This is a genomic window from Howardella ureilytica (assembly GCF_054657495.1).
In genome coordinates this window covers 38128-62668 of sequence record NZ_BAAHYP010000011.1, presented here as the reverse complement: position 1 = coordinate 62668, position 24541 = coordinate 38128, and the positions used below count along the sequence as shown (strand labels likewise).

Sequence of the window (24541 nt, the reverse complement as noted above, 5' to 3'; positions counted from 1 at the left end):
TAAAATATGTAATAATTTAGCCGCATTGTATTCGCGATAAGGCGAAACGATAGCAGGAGGACAATATGAATACAAAAGAAACAAAAAGAAGCAGAAATGCCAATATTGCAATAATGGCGATGTTTACGGCAATTATTGTTATTATGGCATTTACTCCCTTCGGAATGATCCAGCTGCCGCTTATTAAAGCTACGATTATTCACATTCCCGTGATTATCGGAGGAATTTTACTGGGGCCTAAGGGAGGAATTTATTTCGGATCACTCTTCGGACTTGTCAGTTTTATTGCCAATACGATTACGCCAAGTGCGCTTTCGTTTGCATTTTCACCGCTTGTTGCTGTACCGGGAACAGGTGCGGGAAGTCCGTTGGCTTTGTTGGTGTGTTTCGGACCGAGAATCCTTACGGCTGTTACGCCGTGGCTCTTTTATACGGGCATGAAAAAGATTATGCCGGCAATGAAAGAGGGAGTCAGAGCCGTTATGCTGGCAATCTCGGGAGCAATCGGAGCCATAACCAACACGGCACTTGTTATGGGATTGATTTATATTCTGTTTAAGGATGCATATGCAGGACTCAAAGGAATACCGGTAACCGAAGTAAAGTCGGTTGTACTGGGCGTTGTTGCGGCAAACGGAATTCCGGAGGCAATAGTTGCGGCGATAGTGACACCTGTGGTATGTATGATTATTTTTAAAATTACAAAATCAAAATAATAATAATTAATTAATGAATGAAAGAGGCATTTGTATATTGCTTCTTATCTGAAAAAGGCTGTCGGAGACCGTCAGTTACAGTTTCGTTTTTAATGAAACCGTAACGGATAATCACGACGGCCTTTTATTATTTATAAGCCTGTTTTTTTATGCGTCGATTAATTAAATTGGTATAAAATCTGTTTACCTGTCATGCAAAATATGTAATAATAAAAAAGTTAATATTGTAAGCCGTACGGACAGCGTGTCCGTGAAACTTATAAATATGCATATTAAGTAAAACGGTGATACAGAACATTTATCATAAGTAGAGGTATGTATATGGAAGCATATAAAGAGCAATTCATTAAATTTATGGTAGAGAGCGATGTTCTGAAGTTCGGGGATTTTACGCTTAAAAGCGGGCGTAAATCCCCTTTCTTTATGAATGCCGGACTCTACGTAACGGGTTCTCAGCTTATTAAGTTGGGAGAGTATTACGCTACCGCCATACATGAGAACTTCGGAGACGATTTCGATGTTTTATTCGGACCTGCATACAAAGGAATTCCTTTAAGCGTAGCGACGGTTATGGCATATGCTCAAAAATACGGAAAGGAAATCAAATATTGCTCTAACAGAAAAGAGATAAAGGATCACGGCGATGTGGGCATTCTCTTGGGATCCCCTCTGAAAGACGGTGACAGAGTGATAATTATAGAAGATGTAACCACATCGGGTAAGTCTATAGAGGAAACGTTTCCGATTATTACATCGGCCGCGGATGTGGACATAAAGGGAATGATGGTATCTCTTAACCGATTGGAAAAAGGAAAGTCCGGAGAAAATAAGACGGCCCTTACCGAGATACAGGAAAAATACGGTTTCAGGGCGGAATCAATCGTTACGATGGAAGATGTAATCGAATTATTGTATAATCGCGAATGTAACGGAAAAGTCGTTATTGATGATGAAATAAAGAAAAGGCTGGACGAGTACTACAGACAATATGGTATTTAACATATGAATCGCGTAAATATTAATAAATTTGTGAGATTTATTTCTTATATTGCATTTGCTGTTTATATATCGTATTTGATTTATTATACGTTTCTCGATCCGTCACTGGGACGAAACGTAATCAGACAGGAGGCCATGCATAACTCCGCAAGAGTTGATTATGTTAATCTAGTGCCCTTTAAAGAGATAAAACGATTTATAAGCAATATAGGTAATATCAGATTTAATATTATTCTGTTAAATGTTTTCGGCAATATAATTGCATTTGTGCCTTTTGGATTTCTCCTGCCGATTATGTCAAACAGAAAGCTGGTATGGTGGAGTACGATTTTGATTTCCGCCGGAGCGTCTGCTCTTATAGAAATGATGCAATATGTTACAAAACTCGGAACGTGCGATATAGATGATTTCATACTCAATACACTGGGCGGTATACTCGGATATGTATGTTACAGAATACTGTTTTTAATAATAGATACAATATACAGAAAAAGACATAATTTAAATTAATGAAAGTAGAATTCAAATCAAAGCCGAAAAGAAATATCTTTTTTGAAAGAGGACGAAACTCCGTATGGGGATTTATATCAATAGGTATATTTATTGCTTCTCTTGTAATTATTTTGATAAGTATAGATATTTCACATTCCAACAGCGGAAATGCGGGTTATATAGTGGGAAGTCTCGGGCTTACATCACTGTTTTCCGGTATTTCGGGTGTCTTTATCGGAATAAGAGGTTTTAAGGATGAAGATAAGATATATTGGCCCATATATGCAGGCTGTATAGGCAATGCGATTATTGTGGTGTTTATTATATCTTTATATATAATCGGATACAAATAAGTATATTAATAATAAATAGGAGTAAAGTTATGGCAAAAGTCGGTATTGTAATGGGAAGTGATTCAGATATGCCTGTTATGTCTAAGGCAGCTGAAGTTCTTGATGAATTGGGAATTTCATATGAAATGAGAATTATTTCGGCTCACAGAGAACCGGAAGAGTTTTTTGAATATGCTAACAGCGCGGAGGATAACGGATATAAGGTAATTATTGCAGGTGCCGGTATGGCGGCTCATCTTCCGGGAATGTGCGCTGCGATATTCGATCTTCCGGTTATCGGAATACCTATGCATACAACATCCCTCGGCGGACGTGATTCGCTCTATTCAATCGTTCAGATGCCTTCGGGAATTCCGGTGGCTACGGTTGCCATAAACGGAGGCAAAAATGCGGGAATTCTCGCCGCAAAGATTCTTGCCGCATCGGATCCGGACATTCTTGCCAAGTTGAAGGTAATGAAAGAAAAAATGAAAGAAGAAGTTATGAAAAAAGATGCCAGACTTGCGGAAACGGGATATAAGTCATATACAAAATAATTATAATTTATTACATAAATAAAATAAAAACCAACATTGTATTATTATGATGTTGGTTTTTGACACGCAATGGTTAATGTTTTTAAGCTGTATGGAGGTTAATATGGATTATAAGAATGCCGGTGTGGACATTGAAGCAGGCTATAAATCTGTTGAATTAATTAAAAAACATGTTGCTACGACAATGAGACCGGAAGTTTTCGGCGGACTCGGAGGTTTTGCCGGAATGTTCTCCGCAAAAGCATTCAAAGATATGGAAGAGCCGATGCTTGTATCCGGAACCGACGGTGTGGGTACAAAACTTAAGCTGGCTTTTATTATGGACAAGCATGATACGGTGGGAATAGATTGTGTTGCCATGTGCGTAAACGATATTGCCTGTACGGGTGCAGAGCCGCTGTTTTTCCTGGATTATATTGCGTGCGGAAAGAATTTCCCTGAGAAAATTGAGCAAATTGTAAAGGGAGTTACGGATGGATGCAACATGTCGGGAGCATCGCTTATCGGAGGTGAAACGGCTGAGATGCCGGGATTTTATCCTGAAGATGAGTATGATATAGCAGGATTCGCCGTGGGAGTGGTTGACAAGCCTAAGATGATTAACGGTGAAAAGGACATTAAAGTGGGCGATACACTTATAGGAATTGCTTCAAGCGGAGTACATTCCAACGGTTTTTCTCTTGTCAGAAAAGTATTTGACATGACAGAGGAATCATTGAACACATATTATGAAGAATTGGGTAAAACCCTGGGTGAGGCGCTTATAGCTCCTACCGTCATATATGTTAAGGCGATTCAGTCTGTATTAAACAGCGGAGTTTCAATTCACGGATGTTCACATATTACCGGCGGCGGTTTTTATGAAAATGTTCCGAGAATGCTGCCTGATAATGTTGATGCGGTTGTATTAAAAGATTCTTATGAAGTTCCGGCTGTTTTCAGACTTTTGGCAAAGAAGGGAGAGATTGCCGAGGAAATGATGTACAACACATACAACATGGGAATCGGAATGGTGCTTGCCGTTGACAGTGCAGATAAGGAAAAAGCAATCAAAGCAATTGAAGATGCCGGTGAAAAGGCGTTTGTAATCGGTGAGATTGTGGAAGGAAGCAGAAACGTAAAGCTGGTATAATCCGTAACCCTGTAATAAGTTTAATATATCCCATATCTGTTAAAGGAGAATAAGTTTGTTAAGAGTTGTTGTACTGGTATCAGGAGGAGGAACCAATCTTCAGGCCATAATAGATTCGGTTAAATCCGGCAATATTCCGAACACTGATATTGTAGGCGTAATAAGTAACAATAAAAACGCATATGCGCTTGAAAGAGCTAAAGCCGCCGATATCCCTGCTTTCGGCATTTCGCCAAAGGATTATGAAACAAGAGAACTGTTTCATAAAGAATTAATGAGACAATTGGCGGAACTGAAGGCAGATCTTATAGTTCTTGCGGGTTGTTTGATTAAGATTCCGGATGAGATGGTAAAAAAATATAACAATAGAATTATTAATATTCATCCTTCTCTCGTGCCTTCATTTTCAGGCGTGGGCTTCTATGGTTTAAGAGTTCATGAGGCGGCGCTTGAAAGAGGTGTAAAGATTACGGGAGCAACAGTTCATTTTGTAAATGAAATTGTGGACGGCGGCAGGATATTAAGTCAAAAAGCCGTTGAAGTTAAGGATGACGATACCCCGGAAGTTCTTCAAAAAAGAGTAATGGAGCAGGCCGAATGGGTGATTTTGCCGCAGACCATTGCGGATATCGCAACCGGTAAAATTAAGATAGGATAAGATGGGAAGGCATTTAGTATGAAAGTTTTAGTAATTGGAAGCGGAGGAAGAGAACACGCTATTTGTTTTAAGCTTTCACAGAGCAAACAGGTAGATAAGATATATTGCGCTCCGGGTAATGCAGGTATTGCGGGAATTGCCGAATGTGTAAACATAGGAGCCATGGAATTTGATAAATTGGCGTCGTTTGCATCGGAGAATGATATAGAGTTAACGGTAGTCGGAATGGACGATCCTCTTGTAGGCGGAATAGTTGACGTATTTGAGGAAAGAGGATTGAGAGTGTTCGGGCCGAACAAGGCGGCAGCCGTTCTCGAAGGTTCAAAGTCCTTCTCCAAAGACCTTATGAAGAAATATAACATTCCTACGGCTGCATATGAAGTATTTGATAATGCGGATGAAGCCGTAAAATATCTTGAGACCTCCGATTATCCGATTGTATTAAAGGCAGACGGACTTGCTCTCGGTAAGGGAGTGCTTATTTGTAATACAAAAGAAGAGGCTATTGAAGGTGTAAATACAATTATGGTGGATAAAAAGTTCGGTGATTCCGGAAACACCATAGTTGTTGAGGAATTTATGACCGGAAGAGAGGTATCCGTTCTTTCATTCTGTGACGGCAAGACGATTAAGATTATGAGTTCCGCTCAGGATCATAAGAGAGCCGGGGACGGTGATACAGGCTTAAATACCGGAGGAATGGGCACATTTTCACCATCTCCTTTCTACACGGAAGAAGTAGATGAGTTCTGCAAAAAATATGTTTATCAGGCAACCGTTGACGCCATGGCCGATGAAGGGAGACATTACAAGGGAGTAATATTCTTCGGTCTTATGCTTACGCCGAATGGACCTAAGGTTCTTGAATATAATTGCAGATTCGGAGATCCGGAAGCCCAGGTTGTTCTTCCGAGATTGGAAAACGACATTGTCGATGTATTTAATGCATGTATCGACGGAACGCTTGACGAAATTGACTTAAAGTTCAGAGATGAGGCGTGTGTATGTGTTGTTCTCGCATCCGACGGTTATCCGTTATCATATGAAAAAGGACTTCCGATTACGGGACTGGAAGCATTTGAAGGCAGAGATTATTATTTCTGTTTCCACGCCGGAACTAAATTCGACGATAAGGGAAATATCGTAACCAACGGAGGAAGGGTTCTCGGAATATCGGCTCTCGGCGCGGACCTTAAAGAGGCAAGAGCCAAAGCGTATGAAGCCGCAGAGTGGGTTCACTTCGATAACAAATACATGCGTCACGATATCGGCAAGGCCATTGACGAGGCCTGATGCAAATTCCTTAAGATGATATTGTACGGGCAAATTATTAAAGCGTTGTCCGGGACAGATATCTGTGACACGGCAATTACTATGCAAAAGGGCATTAATATCACATTTAATATGTTTGATATGTTTTTAGGAGAACTGTTATGAAGATCAACCCGGTAAAAGGGACTAATGATTACCTGCCAGAACAGGTGAGATTGAGAGATTATTTACAATCTCAAATTTTAAACGTATACGTAGAGAACGGCTTTGAGCATATCATTACACCGGCAATCGAAGATGCGGAAAACCTCGACAAGAGTGAAGGAGGAGAAAATCTTAATCTCATATTCAATATTCTTAAGCGCGGTGAAAAGTTGGAATCGGTTATTAATAAGGGCGTGACTGCGGATAATCAAAAAGAATTAAGCGATCTCGGCCTCAGATATGACCTTACTCTTCCGTTGAGCAGATACATAGCCAATAACCAAAATGATTTGCTTATGCCTATGAAATGTATACAGATCGACAGAGTATACAGAGCGGAAAGACCTCAAAAAGGAAGACTCAGAGAATTTATACAATGCGATATAGATATTATCGGAAGTGAGTCATCCGACAGCGAATCAGAATTAATATTAACCACGGCAAAAGCTCTCAAAGCCATCGGTCTTTCGGACTTTACGGTCAGGATAAATGACAGAAGGCTGCTGACAAATGTTCTTACAAAGTTGGGATTTGACAGAGAACTGGACAGCGTATGTATTTCTTTTGACAAAATGGACAAGATAGGATTGGACGGAGTGTGTTCCGAGCTGTCCGAAAAGGGATTTGAGTCGGAAGCCGTTAACAATTTCAGGGACTTTCTTTCAAGAGATTCGATTACTCTTGAATATATCGGAGAATTTTTATCCGGAGAAGGAGCAGAGCCTGTTGAAAGCCTTAAAAATATTATGGCAACATGTAACGAGCTTTCGAATAATTCGTTTAATATTGAATTTGACCTGTCACTGGTAAGAGGTCAGGGATATTATACAGGAACCGTATTTGAGGTTGTAAGCAACGAATTCAAGGGATCGGTTGCCGGAGGCGGAAGATATGACAGGCTTATCGGCAAGTTCATAGGAAGAGACATTCCGGCAGTCGGTTTTTCAATAGGATTTGAAAGAATATTTGCCATTCTTTCGGAAAACGGTGCGTCCTGCGCCGATACGGGAAAAAGGATTGCTCTTTTATATGACGCGGGTAACTTTGTTGAAGCCGCAAAAGAGGCTGATAAACTCAGAGCAGACGGGTTAATTGTGAGTTTATTTATCAAACCTAAGAAGACAGGCAAATTTATTGATAAATTGGAAGAAAAAGGATATTCGGGATTTATCAATATGTCCGTTAAGCCTGATATAGTATATTTTTAATGATTTAGGAATCAATATGAGACTGCATGGTTTAGCAAAGGCAATGACGGTGATATCACTTATCGGAGCATCGTTTGTATTAACGGGCTGTTCTGACAGTGCAGAAAAAGCGGAAAGTGAATCATATGCCGATTATATATACAGAGAAAATTTAAAAAATACTTGCTTCAGTTACTTTTCAAGCATCGTAACAAGAAATTACAGTGAGGTTCCATGGGGGATACAGTCTGTAAGCGAGAACAGCACGACAGCCAATCTTGACAAATTGGATGATAATAATAACGGCATAATTACTCTGTCCTATAAGTTTGAGAATCCGCCGAGGCAAAATTCTGTAGTCAGCATAGATTTTGAAGTTAAAGAAAATAATATAAGGGTCACCGGCATATATATAGACGGAAAGTTTTATAATCCGCCGGAAGAAACAACAATATTTCGACCTATGGACAAATTTGTACAATAAGTTAAATATTAATAAAATAAACATTAAAAATAGCATTTTCATTGTATACACTAATAAACGGATGTATACAACGAAGATGCTGTTTTTATTGTAGTATATTTCTTTGTAGATATATGTTTTTGAAATAATTTTACGGTATTCCGGAAACAATATAGAAATTAATCTGTCGGTCGGCGTAAAAGTCCGACTGACATAAACAAAAGTTGTATATGAAACGAAGGAGTAGGTTTCATGTCGGGAAATATGAAAGAAACGGTCGATTTAAGCAATATTCAAAAAAATAAATTAGGCCAAAAGATAATAGAATATGTACGGGATGAGCTTATTATTTCACTGCCGTATTTTAACAGGGCGATTCTTAAGATGCCGGTGGAATTTTATGAGCCGAAGAAATTTGTTGCGGACGACTTCGGTGGATTTGCAACGGATATGAAAAAGATATATGCGGATATAAATCTTCTCATTGATGATTTCAAAGTCAACAGAATTACAATTGCCAGAAAGATGCTGCATTCAATCTTCCATTGTCTTTATAAACATCCTTTTAACTATAACAGATTAAATACGAAATATTGGGATTTTGCATGTGATGTGGCGGTGGAACTTGCTATTATGGACCTTAACATTGATGCGCTGAAAGAGCCGGAAGATTCGGAACGGGAGACCGTTTGGCATATGATTCATAAAAATGTAGAGCATCCTTATGCCGAAAAAATATATGAATTCATGATTTCATCAAAGCAGCATGCGACAGACTGGATTCAATATTCAAAACTGTTTAAAAAAGACCATCATGAAATATGGAAAAATTCGGGTCTTGTGGCTCAGGAGGGTAATTTCCTTCTGCCGATGGCTTCAAATGAGTTGGATCAGCTCGGGCGCGAATGGGAAAGAGTCTTTAAAAATGTAAAAAAGGACAAAGAAACAGTAGAAAAGGGACAGGGCAAATCTCTTGCTTCGGTGACCGATGTATTGGGAAGAATCGAAGGAGACAACAACGATTACACGGAATTCCTTATGAAGTTTGCTAAATTACAGGAAGAAGTAAGAGTCAACGATGATGAATTCGATTATATATACTATACATACGGTATGGAACTCTACAAAAACATGCCGTTGATAGAGCCTTTAGAATACAAGGAAACTCTTAAGATATACGACTTCGTAATTGCAATAGACACATCCGGGTCATGCAGAGGAAGAGTTGTAAAGAATTTTCTCAGAAGGACATATTCAATTTTAAGAAATAAGACCGTATTCGGAACCAGAATTAATGTGCATATATTTCAATGCGACAATACAATTCAAAGCGAGACGGTTTTAAGATCGGATGAGGAATTTGAACGGTATATAAGTAATGTTGAGGTCACGGGCTCAGGGGGTACCGACTTCAGACCGGTATTTGAAAGAGTTAACGAACTTAAGGAAATGGGAGAGTTTTCGGACTTAAGAGGTTTGTTATATTTGTCTGACGGTCTCGGAATATTTCCCAATAAGGCACCTGAATATAAAACGGCATTTATTATAATGCCGTATGAAGACATGATGCCGAGTTTGCCGGATTGGGTTATAAGTAAACTCGTCAGCAGAGACGATTTGGACGGATAATCGTTTACAAGGTCTAAACATGGTTAAACTTAAGAATAGACACGATGTGGTATAAATTTTAAACGGAGGATATGGGGTTATCCCTTATATATATTATGAACATAAGAGAAGCTAAGAATCAGATTAAGCAGTCAATTGATATATATCTTGCAAAAGATAATCTGGGAAATTATAAAATTCCGATTGAAAAACAAAGACCTATATTTCTTCTCGGTGCGCCGGGTATAGGTAAAACGGCGATTATGGAGCAAATTGCCGATGAATTGGGCATTGCCCTTGTATCATATTCCATGACGCATCATACAAGACAGTCGGCGCTCGGACTTCCTTTCATCGTTAAGAAGAATTTTGACGGAACGGAATACAGCGTATCTGAATATACGATGTCTGAAATCATTGCATCCGTATACGAGACAAGAGAATCAACGGGAAAGGTTGAAGGTATTCTTTTCCTGGACGAGATAAATTGTGTATCGGAGACTCTTGCGCCTTCAATGCTTCAGTTCCTTCAGTATAAGGTATTCGGTAACCACCGTGTTCCGGAAGGATGGGTTGTGGTTACGGCAGGTAACCCGCCTGAATATAACAGATCGGTCCATGAATTTGACGTGGTTACTCTTGACAGACTGAAAGTTATTGAGGCCGAACCCGATCTTGAAACATGGAAATTATATGCAAAGAAAAAGGGAATTCACAATTCCATTCAGACATATCTTGACATAAAGAGCAGTGACTTCTATGTTATTGAAACAACGGTAGACGGAAAGTCATATGTAACGGCCAGAGGATGGGAAGATCTTTCGGAGGCGATATTCCTTTATGAAGAAAAGGGATATACGGTGGATGAATCTCTTATAAGTCAGTACATAAGAAATAAGCGTGTTGCGGGAGAATTTGCAACATACTACAGCTTATATCTTAAATATAAATCAGATTACGGAATTATGTCCATTCTTGAGAAAGGTGCTGACGAAAAGGCGGTTGCAAGAGCTCATGACGCCGCATTCGATGAAAGAATAACCGTTGTTGGACTGATGATTGAAGGCCTTATTCCGATGATGAGGGATAATACCGAATTATTTGAAAGTCTTAAAAAATTATTCGGTTATATTAAGAATACCGGGGCAAATGACAATATAATTAAAAAGCTTTCAGAGACAGAAGAAGCATTGCAAAAAGAATATGAGCAAAAAATTGCCGGAGGCATTTTGGATCTGGAAGGAAAAAGAGAGTATAAATATGCAATGGCATTTGTCGAAGAGACGGTTCAGGCCCTCAGAATAGATGTTGACGGCGACGGAGCATTTAACTATTTACAGACTCAATTTAACGAGAAAGTAAAAAATGTAAGAGCAAATGCGGCCGATATTAAAAACATGCTTAATAATGCCTTTGAATTTATTGAAAAAGCATACGGAGACGGCAATGAGATGCTTCTCTTTGTAACGGAACTTACAATAAGCAGATCCGGCGCCAGATTTATTGCCGAAAACGGATGTGATAAATATTACAAATACAACAAGAAGCTTATGCTTGACGAAAGAAATACGGCGCTGCTTGAAGATATCAAAAACTTCGAAAAAATGGTTGGTGAATCGGAAGAAATCGACGGTATCTGATTCGAATAACATAACCAATCATAATCCAAAAACTTATCAGTCTGTATAATGATATAAGGCGATTGTCGCAATATTATTTTAAGCCCCCTTACCGATGCCGGATAAGGGGGCTTTTCAGGTTATGGTTATTGTTATAGCTTTAAGTATAATGTCTGCAGATGGTATAATAAAATAAGAAATAAAATCAGGAAGAAAGAGACATGGATAACATTGAATTTGAATATATTGATTTAAATGATAAAGAAATTTGCATTACCGGAATAAAGTCAGATGATATATCGGAAGAGCTGAGGGTTTTGGAAATTCCGGGAGAAATAGACGGTAAGAGAGTGACGGAAACGGGAGCAGGAAACTTCAATATAAAAGGACTGTTCATCGAAGAAATAATACTTCCGGATACGGTTGAAAAAATAGGCGAATTTTCATTTGCATACATGGTTAACCTACGCCGTATCGTCATTCCGAACAGTGTTAAATATATCGGGGAAGGATTTATTACCGCAACTGCCGCCGAAAGTGTTGAAATTCCCGAAAGCGTGGAAGAATTAGTAAGACCCGACTTAATAGAGAGCGCGGTATATGCAACGGGAAACAGGCGCTACAGCGCGGACGGATACGGAATTTATGAAAATGAATATATCTCCGATAACGGAGAATACATAGGTAAAGTGCTTATAGGAGTAAACGGTGCTGATCCAAGAACGGAATATTCATTAAATGATGATACCGTCGGAATATCCGGAAACGCCTTAAGAGTAACAAAATACCTCGAAAAACTCATTATTCCGAAGAATACGACATATATTGAGGAAGGCGCATTGTCATATAACGGAAACATATCCGCCGGGTATACCGGGATAAAAGAAGTTATCATAGATAAAAACAATCCGATTTTCTTTGCGGAAAACAATGCGGTATTTAAGAGAATTGAAAATAATAAATATCTTCTTGTGAGATCATTTGAAAGGGGAAATGAATATACGGTAAAAGAGGGAACCGCAGTATTGGGATACAGATGTTTTTCTGATTCTCCCGTCAATGAATTAAGGCTTCCGGATTCCGTTAAAGAAATTCATAAAGAAGTTTTTGACGGGTCATATATTCATGATTTTTATCTGAACGGCGGAAAAGTAAGAATATATTTTTATAAGGACAACAGATTCGAGCTGGAAGATATGCAGGAAGGGTTCGGTAAAAACGGCAGACTGTATGATTATACTTATCTCGACGGCTTTTTACTTAAAGAATCTCTTACGGCGGAAAGAATCAAAATGATTGCCGTAAGGCTCACATATCCTGTGGATATGGATGCTCAAACGGATACGGGACTCAGAAACAGGATAAAAGATAATATATTTGATGCGGTGGACATGCTGGTTGAAAATAAAGATATAAAAACCGTAAAAATGCTCGGCGACTTGGATATATTTGACGATAAAACAACAGGCATGATTATTGACATACACAGTAAGTTGGGACATGAGGAAATTACGGCATGGTTTATGGAATTTCAAAATAAACTGAGAAATACATGTCCTAAAGAAGATTCGTTTTGTAACGGTTTTTTGGAGATATAAGGTAAATCGTAATGACATCATCATTAAATCCGCTGAAAAGATATAATTTTATTTGTATTATATTTGCATTGCTGTTTGCAGCCGCGCTTATTATCAGGGAAGTTGACGGTCCGACTGAAGAATGGAACTGTTTTCTTTCGTCTCTTCTGACATTTATTATGGAATTATTGGTAATATGGTGGGGAGTATTGGCATATAACCGTATAATTAACAGGTATATAAGGAATTGGACGGTTGTTATCTGCGTATTGCTGGCAGTGTTTATTTTGATGAGGTATCTTAAGTACAATATTTTTGAAACATATACGGATGCCCATAGAATAACATGGTATATGTACTACATACCACTATTGCTGATAACGGTCAGCTCAATATATGCCGTTTCTTACATTAACAGGGACGGTTCCAAAGGCGATGGGGGATCAAAGCCTGTGTTTATATTGTTTTTTGTTGCGATTATTCTGATTACGGCTGTATTGACAAATGATTTTCATCAATCGGTATTTATTTTTCCCGATGACGGATCCGTATACAGTGATAAAAACTATGCCAGAGGATTTTTATTTTATGTAATTTCCGCATGGTATTTAATATGCTGCATTATATTTATTTGGATGATAATAAAACGGTGTAAAATACCGGGAAAGAATAAATATATTTGGATACCTTCGATTATACTGATTTTTACATATATTTATCACATATTGTACATTTCGGGTGTACTGCATCATTTTTTCAGAGACATGATCATATGGACTGCCTTTTTTACGATACTTATTTTTGAGTCACTTATTAAAACGGGAATAATAAGGTCAAATATGTTTTATGCCGACATATTTGAGCAATCGTCAATTCCTGCCGCAATATTGGACAATGACAAAAACATTATATTTATGAATACGGATGAAAAAATATGCGATGATAATATGATTGATATCCTCCGCGAAAAAAATGTTATTGTAGACGGAAACATAAGATTAAATATGTTTCGATTAAGCAAAGGATATATAATCTGGAAAGACAATATATCAAAACTGGTATCCATAAAGAAAAAATTGGATTCTTCACGAAATTATCTTGAAGGAAAATATGTGGCTGAAAGTAATATGCAGAATACCAATATAGTCAGAAGAAGATTAAGAGAGCGAAATCTTCTGTATGATGAAATGCGCCGTTATACATCGCATAAAATACAACAAATACGACATCTGACCGAGGAATTTAAAACCGCATCAAAAGAAGATGAGTGGAAATATCTGCTTCTGATGGGAACGTTGTCGATATATGTTAAAAGAATGGATAATCTGATATTTATCGAAAAAGAAAACTCAATGATTCCGCCGGATGAGATACAAAACTGCGTATCAGAGTCGGAGAGACATTTGAATGTGTTCGGTATTTTTTTTCGTTCATCGATTCAATTAAACGGTAATTTATCCATTGCAAAAACGGCACGTCTGTATGATGACATTACGGAAATATTGGAAAATACGGAAAGATTCAAACCGTCTTACTTCTTATCATTAACAGAAGAGCAGGATACATATGAACTCAGAGTCAGAATATCCGGTATAAGCGATTGCCTGACGCTGTTTCCTAAAGGATATAAAATCGAACAGGAAGACATTGACGAATACATTATAAAAATATCATATGATAAGGAGGACGGTATTGTTTAAAAAAGACAGATCATTCTTTGCCGGCCCGAATGCCGTAAAGGAAGCTTTTGATAAATTTCCGTCCGGATTATGTTATTTCAATTCCAAAGGTTTGTTGATTATGAGTAATCATACAATGGATGAAATAACTGCTGATTTGCTGCATAAAGAGCTGCAATATGAGTCCGAGTTGTTAAATTTACTTTCAAATTGCTGTGACAATATCATTACATCGGAGTGCGGAACCATATGGCAATTTCACAGAAAAAAGATCCGAAGAAATTGGATGGAGTATATTGCCGTAGACATTACCGAAATATACAGAAAAAATAAAGAACTTCAAAACAATAATGAAGAACTTAAGAAAATGATTGAAAACATCAGAACGACTAACAGGAATATCGTGGAAATAGCAAGAGAGAAGGAAATTCTGTCTATGAAAATGCGTATTCATAACGATATGGGCAGAAATATACTGAGCATGCACAGGTACTACGTCAACGGATGCATTGCTTCGGAGAAGGAAGATATCATTCGTCAGATAAATAAAACAATAGCCGTATTAAGCAGAGACGGCGAAGCTTCAGACGAAGTGGATGACATAAAGGAATTAAGTGAAATTGCGGAATCCATAGGCGTAAAAATCGAGATAACGGGAGAGATGCCTGAGAATAAAGAAAGCATTATGTTGATTGCGGCGTCAATCAGAGAATGTATCACAAATGTCGTAAAACATGCCGAGGGAGACAGGTTGTTTGTTTTGATAAACAGCACAGATAAAGAGCATATGATTGAAATTACAAATAACGGGAATAAACCAAAGGGTGAAATCGTTGAAGGCGGAGGTCTTAAGTCCCTGAGAAAGAAAATAACCGAAGGAATGGGACGAATGGAAATCATTTCAAAGCCCGAATGTAAAGTGATAATAACTATCCCTAAAAAGGAGGATGAGCTGTATGACTAATGTTCTTATTGTGGATGACGAGCGTATCGTTCAGGAGTTATTTACGTACTATATCGAAAAGACTGAGGGCAGATATGCTCTTGCCGGTGCAATCAAGGATGCGGACAATGCGGAAATATATTGCGCAAGCGGTAAGGTTGATTTGATCGTAATGGATATTTGCACCGCAAATGAGCACAGCGGTATAACGGCGGCTAAAAGAATAAAAAGCAAATATCCCAATATAAAAATAATTATTGTAACCAGTGCTCCGGATTATCGTTTTATTGATAAGGCGAAAGAGGTCGGAGCAGACAGCTTCTGGTATAAAGAATTCAGCGATGAAGAGCTTATAGATGTTATGGATAAAACGATGCAGGGTGAAAAAATATACCCGGATTCCACGCCTGACGTACAGATAGGAAATATAAGCAGTGAAATGTTTACACCTAAAGAATTGGAGGTATTGACATATCTTGTGCAGAATATGGGATTGCATGAAATAGCGGATAGGATGGGCATCGCTTATACGACCGTAAGAAGTCATATCAAAAATTTAAAAGAAAAAACCGGAGAAAGTAACCTTATAGGACTGTGTTATCTCGTTACAAAAAACAGACTTATTCTTCCTGAGTATTAATCCGAGAAAACAGTCATTTAATTACTACCCTTGTATGATGTAAAAACACAACAAAAATATATAATGAGTATAAAGAAATATATTATAAGTTTGTTTTAAAGGTTTTAAAGAAGGGTAGGAATTATTATGTCATTTAAGAAAGTTATAGCAATATCATCCGTTTCAATTGCGGCAGCGGGAATTTTCGCAGGATGCAGCGGCGGCGGAGATACTAAAGATGTTGCCGGAAAGTATTACATAGTAAGTATGGAGGTCGAAGGCAATAAAATAAACATCAAAGAACTTGCTGCATTAAGCGGTCAGGATACGGAGAAACTATACATTGAATTAAAGGAAGACGGAACAGGAACATACAGTTTCGAAGATGACGTTTCGGAAATCACATGGACCAAGGATGAGATTAAAATGGGCGATGAATCGCTTAAATATACCGTAAAGGGAAAAGAGCTTGTAATCTCACAGGACGGAGGTTCCATTAAAGCCGAGAAGAAATAATAAAAATAACTGATATTTTATTGCAGATTGTTTATGTACTTTAAACTGCCTCTTATCATTGACGATGAGAGGCGGTTTTTATTTTGGAAAATTGTTTGGCATCATTATACGCAACGCAGATAATGGTATGAAATTTAATAAAAACAAAGGTTTGTGATAAAATAAACAAAACAATTGCAAAGGTATCAGAAAGGATGAGATATGTCCGTAACTTTTATTATAGGTCCTTCAGGCTCGGGAAAATCGGAATATGTATATGATTCTGCATGTGAAAAAGCCGGGGACAGGTCCGAAAATATTAAGATTATAGTCCCGGAACAGTATACTTTAGAGACCGAAAAACAAATTATATCAAAGAGTCGAACGGGAGGATTACTTAATATAAGTGTGTTAAGTTTTAACAGACTTGCATATAAAGGATTAAGTAAAATCGGAGGCGGAAATATACCGGTTATTGATGAGGAAATAAAAAATATATTTATAAGAAAAATAATCAATGACGGTAAGGGTGAACTTAAAATATACAACAATGCCGCCCTTAAAACGGGAGTAACCGAAGAGCTTAAATCAGTTATTTCAGAGCTTTTACAATACGGTATAGACAGTGAAAAACTGAAAAAAGCGGCATTAACAATTTCAGATAAAAAGCTGTCGGACAAATTATCAGATATTTCTTATATTTATGAAAGATTTAAAGAATCGGTAACAGATAACGGTTCAATGGCGCTTGAGGAATTAATACCGTTGTTTACAAAGCGTTTATCGGAATCCGATTATCTGGATAATGCCGTAATATACCTTGACGGATACACGGGTTTTACCCCGGCTCAATATGATTTGCTGAGAGTAATTATTAAGAAAGCAAGAGAAGTATATATTACCGTTACGGCCAATGAGTTTGAGGATTTCATGAATTCAACATCGTCTCGGGAAGACGGAAATAATATCGGCAACCTGTTTTTTATGAGCAGTGACATAATCAGATATATATCGGATATCACAAAAGAAATCGAAGAAGAAATAAACGAACCTGTTTATCTTGAAAAAGCTCTAAGATACGATAACAGAGAAGATTTGGTATTTCTTGAAAAAAACATCCTTAAAAACAACGGGAAAACATTTTACAAAAAAACCGAAAATATACATATATTGGAAACGAATACCGTTGACGAAGAACTAAAGTATGTTGCCGGAGAGATATATAATCTGACGAGGAACAAGGGTTTCAGATACAGGGATATCGCCGTTGTTGCAGGGGATATTAACGCAGTTGCGCCGTCCGTAAAAAAAATTATGAAAGACAATAATATCCCGATATTTATAGATGAAAAATCCGGACTTGATAACAACAGATTTCTTCAATATATAAGATATATTTCGGAATTATCCGTCGGGAGATTTAATTACAACAACATAATAGGTTTGATAAAAACAGGTATATACAACATTTCTGAAGAAGAAGTCTTTAAAATAGAGAATTATACCCTTGCCCTCGGTATAAATACTTATTCAAAATGGAGTAAGAAATGGGACAGACGTACAAAAGAGGAAAATGCAAGGCGGGAGAATATCTTAAACAGCGAAGGCTCCGACGAAAATGAGTGCAACGAAGGCGATACAGATACGTGGCAGATATATGACTTGGACAGACTCAATGAAATCAGGGAATATATTATATCTGAAATTAACATGCTGAAGGGAGCGATATCCGATAAATCCGTAAAATCAAACATAAAATCCGGAGACGTAAAATTCACGGACGCAAAGACGGTAGGCAGGAAAGCGGAAAGATTTATTGACTTTTTAAACAAAAGTAATGTGGATGATAAGATAGAAAGATATATTGATTCCGTAAAAGAAATAAATCCGTCGGCTCATTCCGAAAACGTTCAGCTTATAGAGAAAATATTTGATATTTTAAATAATATGAAAAATATTTTAGGCGATGTTGAAGTTGATAAATCAGGTTTTATGGACATGTTTAACGCTGCTCTTGAGGGACTGTCGGTGGGAATAATACCTCCTACCAACGATCAGGTTATCATAGGTGACATGGAGAGAACCAGACTCGGTAAGGTAAAAGCGGTATTTATTATCGGAGCAAATGAGGGAAGCATACCAAGGACACATTCCGACGGAGGAATATTGACCGATTCCGACAGATCGAAGCTTGAAAAAGAGGCCGGGGTCACGCTTTCCCCGGGAATTAAAGAAAGAAGCTTTATACAGAGATTCTATATATATCTTATGTTAACAAAGGCGTCGGACAAATTATACATTTTATATACCGTAAAAGATAACGGAGGATCATCCCTTTTTCCGTCTTTTTTAATAAAAGAAATCATGGATATGTATCCCGAAATTAATACCGAGAAAGTAAATAATGACACCGCATCCGCCAATATAATCATTCCGAAAGCCGACTGTCTTATATTGCCGGGATGCAGGGATGCCGAATTAATCGCCGACGCATTTAATAAAGCATTAATCGTGCCTGATGAGAAGAATGTTCTTCTTTCGAACGCTCTTTACGGAAACATTGTCAAAGGCAGCATATCAAGATTTGAAACATTTTCGAAATGTCCTCATATGCATTTCTTAAATTACGGTATGAGGCTTAAACAAAGGGAAAAATATGAATTTAATCAAATGGACATGGGTATATTTGCTCACGAAATAATGCAAATATCAATGGAAAAAATTAAAGACGGATATATTGATGCGAACAGCATTTCAAAATCGGAAATTATGAGTATAACATCGGATATTATTGATTCGGTATTGAATAAATATTCATATCTTACGGAAACGGACAGGGGATTATTTATTAAGAAAAGCCTAGAGAGTCGTATTAATAAAAGTCTGTGGGCAAATATTGCCCAGATAAAAGGTTCCGGATTTATGCCGGATAAATTGGAGCAAAATTACTCATACGGTATGGAACTTAAAAACGGCGGAAGATTATCATTTAGCGGAAAAATAGACAGAATAGATATATGTACCGATGAAAACGGCAAATATATCAGAGTTATAGATTACAAAACAGGTAATACCGATATAGATTTGAATGATATATATGACGGCAGGCAGCTTCAAATGCTTATGTATTTGGAAGGTGCAATAAGCAACGTATACAGGGATGAATCAATAATACCCGCAGGAGTTTTTATAAGTCATTTAAGAAATCCGGTTATAGAATATGAGAAATTAAGTACGAATGTTGATTTTGAGATACAAAAAGAGCTTTCTTTGAGCGGTATTATTAATTCCGACACGGAAATAATAGGCCTCATGGATCGTGAAAAAACAGGAAGTCTGATTGATAAGGTAAAGTTTAAAAAAGACGGTTCAATGGGAAAAATAAGCGCCGTAACAATGTCTACCGCTGAATTTGCCGCGGCGAGGAAATTCGAATCTGGCAAGATAAAATCGATCGGAGAGAGAATATTATACGGAGATATCGAACCTCATCCTTTTAAAAAGCAAGCTGCAGACACAAAGAATCCAAAGAATAATACGGCCTGTGAATATTGTGATTATTGCAATATTTGTCCGTTTTCCAATGATAACAAAGCGTTCAGTTATAATAATTGCACTAAAATGAAAACAGAAGAAATTATAGGATTAATAACCGGCAAGGGGGAGAATTATGAGTAAAGGATGGACAGACGCTCAGCGCGAGGCTATTAATAATTCAGGTCATAATCTCCTGGTTTCAGCCGCTGCAGGTTCGGGTAAAACCGCGGTTCTCGTTGAGAGAATATGTAATAAAATCATAAACGAAGGAATAAGCGTGGATGATATTGTTGTGGTTACTTTTACAAAGGCTGCCGCATCGGAAATGAAGACACGACTCAGAAATAAAATAAATGATGAATTGTCAAAAGCGATTAAGAACGGAGATATTGAATTAAAAGAGAGACTTTTGCGGCAAAAAGTTTTGCTGCTTGACGCTAAAATAACAACAATAGACAGTTTTTGTCTTGATATAGTAAAAACATATTTTGAGGAATCGGGTGTAGAACCGGGCTTCAGAACTCCTGATCGGGCTGAAATCGAACTAATAATGCAGGAAGCATATGATGAACTGACGGATGAATTATCATTCGAAGGGGATTCGGATTTATTTGATTTAATAGAATTGTACGGCGATGTAAGAAAAATAAGCATAAAAGAAATTTTGGACAGGATATACATTGCCGGACTTTCAAAGCCGTGGCCGAAGGAGTGGCTGGAGAGTTTATACCGACACGAAAATGACAATATAAATAATATACATTTGAATTTATATATTGAGGACATAAAGAAGAAATTAAAATATTACTGTTTTAAAGCGGATAAACTGTTGTCCCGATTTCCGAATACAAAAAAATCAGATGCTCTGAAAGCATTTGCGGTTGAAGAGCTGACCGCGATAAAAAATTTTATTGAAACGAAAGATGTGAACCGAAGCTTTAATATTTTCATTAACGGTATTGAATTCAAAAGATTTCCCGTTCTGAGAGGACTTGATGACAGCGAATCGGAATTAAAAGATAAATATAAAGTCATAAGGGACGAAATAAAGGAAATATTATCCGATAAGTTCCTTTTACAATTAAACGATAATGTATATGAAAAAGTAAACAATATTGAAATAAGAATAACAAACAGTCTTCTGGATATGGTGAAAAGATATTCCGAGAAAATTGAAAGAGAAAAAAGAAGAAGGAAGCTTGTCACATTCAGTGATATGGAGCATTTGGCTCTCGGAGTGCTGGTGAAGTACGGAACAAGTGAACCGACTGAAATCGCTCTCGAACTAAAAGAAAGATATAACGAAATTATGGTTGATGAATATCAGGACAGTAACGATATTCAGGAGACAATATTAAGCGCTGTTTCGAAAGACGCAAACGGAAACAGATATATCGTAGGTGACGTAAAGCAGAGCATATACGGGTTCAGAAGTGCCAAGCCGGATATATTCATGGGGTTTTACGATTCATTTGATCTTTCAAAGTGCAGTATGGATAGTAATAAGGATCTTTCGTCCGAATTTAAGGAATATAATGAATTTTCGGTTGGAGAAACCATACTTCTGCAGAATAATTTCAGAAGCAGAAAGGGAGTGGTGGACAGCGCCAATGCATGTTTCAGACCTCTGTTTAATAAGGATTATAATTCCATGGACTATACAGTAAGGGATGAATTGGTATGCAGTGCAAAATATCCTCATAATAACAATTCAGAGGGAACAACATTTGAGGGGGTAAACGGCATATGTGAGGTATATCCCATAGTATATGATAAGAACCATATAAAAAACATTCGTAAAGAGGCTCAGTTCATAGCAAAAAAAATAAAAAAGCTGATGAACGGCAATACATTGGTATTTGATAAGGATGAGGGCATTTACAGACCGATAAAGTACAGAGATATTGTTTTACTTGCAAGAAATAATACAAAGGCCGGACAATATGTCGAAACTTTAATGAATGAGGGTATATCCGTATACGCGGAAAGTACAATAAGCTTTTTGGAGACATATGAAATAAAACCGATTATCTCCCTGCTGGCGGTAATAGATAATCCGTATCAGGATATACCGGTTATGGGGGCGTTAACCGGATATTTCGGCGGTTTCACACAAACCGAAACGGCAATAATAAAGTCATGTTCACCGGAGCTGGGATTGTATGAATCATTGCTTAATTATATCGGAGAATATGAGGGCAAGGGACAGAAAAAAGTTGAAAATGCGGATATAACAATAAAAAATAAAATTAAAACATTTTTGGACAGAGTGAAAAAATACAGACAAATGCTCTTAAACGAAGGTGTTCATGATGTTATATGGAATATAATATACGGCACCGGGTATTTTGATTTTATAAGTAATTTAGACTCTCCGGAGATAAGAATCGCAAATGTAAATTATTTACTCAGCAATGCATTATCATTTGAAAAGGCGAATTATAACAGCTTATTTCAATTTTTAAAATATATTGAAAAAATAATAAAAGAGAATATAGAACTTGGTTCGGGAAGCGTAATAGATGAAAATGATGATGTTGTCAGGTTTATGACCATTCATAAGTCAAAGGGGCTTGAATTTCCGGTTGTATTTATCGTAAACATGACTCAGAGTTTTAATTTATCAGATAATAAAAGTAAGGTTATAATTACCGATGATGCCATAGGAATAGATGTGGTTGATAAGGAAACAAGAATAAAATATAAAACAATAATAAAAGAATCCGCCCGTAAAAAAATTAAAAAAGATCTTATATCCGAAGAGATGAGACTTCTCTATGTGGCCATGACGAGAGCAAGAGAAAAGCTTTATCTCGTTGGATGCCTAAATGAAGACAGAATGGAAAAGTACAGATCAGGCGCTTTGGACGGGGATGAAAGGCTGTCATATGCCGAATGTGATAATCTCGGCTCTTACTTTGACATGGTAATGCCGTCGGTTTTAAACAGAAAAAATAAGGACATTTTTGAGGTTAAAGAAATAAATGAGATGACGCTTATATCCGACAGAGAGGATTTTGGCTGCGCAACTTCATGTAAGACCGACTCCCGCTTCGGGAACAATGCCGACGCTGTACGCATTCCGTATAAATTTGAAGATGAAACACATAATATACCGAAGATTTCCGTATCAGAACTGACGGAAGGAAATATTAATCTGTCGGACTATGAATTTGATGAATATTTTAATATTTACGGAAACATAAACGAGAATTCAGATGAAGAAGAGATAACGGACGAGGCTTCGGAGAAAACTTTTGCGACATCGGACAGGAACCGTGTAACAGATAAATATTCAAACGCGGAAAAAGTAAAAGAATACGGAGTGTCGAAATATAATAAAAAAACACAAAACACTTCCGCAGGCAGAGGAACCGCATACCATAAGGTTATGGAATTTCTTGATTTTAACAGGGCGGAAACGCTAAAGGAAATTGATTCTCAGATTGTGGAATTGGAGCTTAAGGGCGTTCTGACGAGGGAGGCCGCAGCCGGTATTCACAAAAATGATATACTTTTGTTTGCCAAAAGCAATATGGGCAGAATTATAGCCGATGCTCAAAATAAAAAAATTCTTCACAGGGAACAGGAATTTATGATCGGAATTCGCAAAGAAACAAGCGAAGACATACTCATAGTACAGGGGGCCGTGGATATGTATATTGAATATGAAGATCATATCGTATTACTCGACTTTAAAACGGACAGAGTACGACATGTCGACAATCCTGAGGAAACTCTTAAGGACAGATACAGGGAACAGGTCTTTTATTATTCAAAGGCACTGGAGCAGGTTACGGAAAAGCAGGTTACGGAAAAGTACATATATTCCTTCAACCTCGGGAAACTTATAGATGTATAATTACGGTATTATCGATAAATGTGCCGTCCGATAATCGTCGGATATAACGGCTCCGGAGAAGAGTGTTATATTAAAGGTACAATTATGAGAAATACGGTGGTAAATAGTCATTTTTCGGAGTAAAATAATAATATATAATAAAACACTGAAAAAGATTAAAATTTATAAAAAAAAGAGTTGCAATATTATTGCGGCTTGTATATAATAACCCTTGTCGTTAACAGGAACGGCAAGGAAATGCACCGTTAGCTCAGTTGGTAGAGCACCTGACTCTTAATCAGGGTGTCCAGGGTTCGAACCCCTGACGGTGTACTTTATAGGTTCTTTGATTTGATGTGCGGTCTTGTCATAGAACTTATTTTAATTTAATATGCACCGTTAGCTCAGTTGGTAGAGCACCTGACTCTTAATCAGGGTGTCCAGGGTTCGAACCCCTGACGGTGTACTCTATAGGTCCTTTGATTTGATGTGCGGTCTTGTCATAGGATTTATTTTTTTGCCGTTTTTAAAATACATTAATCAATTTAATTGCATGCAACACATTATACAATATAATACAAGTGTGTATTGTAAAGAGTGATAATCATTAC

19 protein-coding genes and 2 tRNA genes are annotated in these 24541 nt (G+C 37.4%); all 21 read left to right on the top strand.

Going from position 1 to position 24541, the window contains the following annotated elements; genetic code table 11:
• Window positions 1–65 precede the first annotated feature (65 nt).
• The 21 genes from ACYQ1N_RS06310 to ACYQ1N_RS06210 all read left to right on the top strand — a co-directional run bounded on the left by ACYQ1N_RS06310 (window position 66) and on the right by ACYQ1N_RS06210 (window position 24396).
• A complete protein-coding gene (locus ACYQ1N_RS06310; RefSeq protein ID WP_459834042.1) occupies window positions 66–716 on the top strand; it encodes an ECF transporter S component in 651 nt (216 codons plus the stop codon).
• Window positions 717–1037: 321 nt separating this feature from the next.
• Window positions 1038–1715 carry an orotate phosphoribosyltransferase gene (pyrE, locus tag ACYQ1N_RS06305; RefSeq protein ID WP_459834040.1) on the top strand — a complete coding sequence of 226 codons (678 nt, stop codon included), beginning with the start codon at window positions 1038–1040 and terminating at the stop codon, window positions 1713–1715.
• Between the two features lie 3 nt (window positions 1716–1718).
• Window positions 1719–2225 (top strand): VanZ family protein, encoded by a 507-nt coding sequence (locus ACYQ1N_RS06300; protein ID WP_459834038.1) that lies wholly within the window; start codon window positions 1719–1721, stop codon window positions 2223–2225.
• Window positions 2225–2560: a DUF6142 family protein gene (locus tag ACYQ1N_RS06295; RefSeq protein ID WP_459834036.1), complete on the top strand. Its 336-nt coding sequence runs from the start codon at window positions 2225–2227 to the stop codon at window positions 2558–2560. The genes ACYQ1N_RS06300 and ACYQ1N_RS06295 overlap by 1 nt, the downstream gene beginning before the upstream one ends.
• A 29-nt stretch (window positions 2561–2589) precedes the next feature.
• Window positions 2590–3096: a 5-(carboxyamino)imidazole ribonucleotide mutase gene (purE, locus tag ACYQ1N_RS06290; RefSeq protein ID WP_459834034.1), complete on the top strand. Its 507-nt coding sequence runs from the start codon at window positions 2590–2592 to the stop codon at window positions 3094–3096.
• Between the two features lie 103 nt (window positions 3097–3199).
• Window positions 3200–4228, top strand: coding sequence for a phosphoribosylformylglycinamidine cyclo-ligase (gene purM / locus ACYQ1N_RS06285; protein WP_459834033.1), 1029 nt, complete (start codon window positions 3200–3202; stop codon window positions 4226–4228).
• Window positions 4229–4283: 55 nt separating this feature from the next.
• Window positions 4284–4886 carry a phosphoribosylglycinamide formyltransferase gene (gene purN, locus ACYQ1N_RS06280; RefSeq protein WP_459834032.1) on the top strand — a complete coding sequence of 201 codons (603 nt, stop codon included), beginning with the start codon at window positions 4284–4286 and terminating at the stop codon, window positions 4884–4886.
• An 18-nt stretch (window positions 4887–4904) separates the two neighbouring features.
• Window positions 4905–6179 (top strand): phosphoribosylamine--glycine ligase, encoded by a 1275-nt coding sequence (gene purD, locus ACYQ1N_RS06275; RefSeq protein WP_459834031.1) that lies wholly within the window; start codon window positions 4905–4907, stop codon window positions 6177–6179.
• Between the two features lie 140 nt (window positions 6180–6319).
• A complete protein-coding gene (gene hisS / locus ACYQ1N_RS06270) occupies window positions 6320–7570 on the top strand; it encodes a histidine--tRNA ligase (RefSeq protein WP_459834030.1) in 1251 nt (416 codons plus the stop codon).
• Window positions 7571–7586: 16 nt separating this feature from the next.
• Window positions 7587–8033 (top strand): hypothetical protein, encoded by a 447-nt coding sequence (locus ACYQ1N_RS06265; protein ID WP_459834029.1) that lies wholly within the window; start codon window positions 7587–7589, stop codon window positions 8031–8033.
• Between the two features lie 231 nt (window positions 8034–8264).
• On the top strand, window positions 8265–9641 hold the full coding sequence (locus ACYQ1N_RS06260; RefSeq protein ID WP_459834028.1) for a vWA domain-containing protein: 1377 nt from the start codon (window positions 8265–8267) through the stop codon (window positions 9639–9641).
• 71 nt (window positions 9642–9712) lie between these two features.
• Window positions 9713–11260, top strand: a complete 1548-nt coding sequence (locus tag ACYQ1N_RS06255) for an ATP-binding protein (RefSeq protein WP_459834026.1) — start codon at window positions 9713–9715, stop codon at window positions 11258–11260.
• A 200-nt stretch (window positions 11261–11460) separates the two neighbouring features.
• Window positions 11461–12837, top strand: a complete 1377-nt coding sequence (locus tag ACYQ1N_RS06250) for a leucine-rich repeat protein (RefSeq protein WP_459834024.1) — start codon at window positions 11461–11463, stop codon at window positions 12835–12837.
• Window positions 12838–12848: 11 nt separating this feature from the next.
• A complete protein-coding gene (locus ACYQ1N_RS06245) occupies window positions 12849–14516 on the top strand; it encodes a hypothetical protein (RefSeq protein WP_459834022.1) in 1668 nt (555 codons plus the stop codon).
• On the top strand, window positions 14509–15459 hold the full coding sequence (locus ACYQ1N_RS06240) for a sensor histidine kinase (protein ID WP_459834020.1): 951 nt from the start codon (window positions 14509–14511) through the stop codon (window positions 15457–15459). The genes ACYQ1N_RS06245 and ACYQ1N_RS06240 overlap by 8 nt, the downstream gene beginning before the upstream one ends.
• Entirely contained in the window at window positions 15452–16078 is a 627-nt protein-coding gene (locus ACYQ1N_RS06235) for a response regulator transcription factor (protein WP_459834018.1), read from the top strand. Before ACYQ1N_RS06240 ends, ACYQ1N_RS06235 begins: the two co-directional genes overlap by 8 nt.
• Window positions 16079–16204: 126 nt before the next feature.
• Window positions 16205–16573, top strand: coding sequence for a lipocalin family protein (locus tag ACYQ1N_RS06230; protein ID WP_459834016.1), 369 nt, complete (start codon window positions 16205–16207; stop codon window positions 16571–16573).
• 201 nt (window positions 16574–16774) lie between these two features.
• On the top strand, window positions 16775–20230 hold the full coding sequence (locus ACYQ1N_RS06225) for a PD-(D/E)XK nuclease family protein (RefSeq protein WP_459834014.1): 3456 nt from the start codon (window positions 16775–16777) through the stop codon (window positions 20228–20230).
• Window positions 20223–23951 (top strand): helicase-exonuclease AddAB subunit AddA, encoded by a 3729-nt coding sequence (gene addA / locus ACYQ1N_RS06220; protein WP_459834012.1) that lies wholly within the window; start codon window positions 20223–20225, stop codon window positions 23949–23951. The genes ACYQ1N_RS06225 and addA overlap by 8 nt, the downstream gene beginning before the upstream one ends.
• Window positions 23952–24190: 239 nt before the next feature.
• Window positions 24191–24263 (top strand) — tRNA-Lys (locus tag ACYQ1N_RS06215).
• 60 nt (window positions 24264–24323) lie between these two features.
• A tRNA-Lys gene (locus tag ACYQ1N_RS06210) sits at window positions 24324–24396 on the top strand.
• The last annotated feature ends 145 nt before the right edge of the window (window positions 24397–24541 follow it).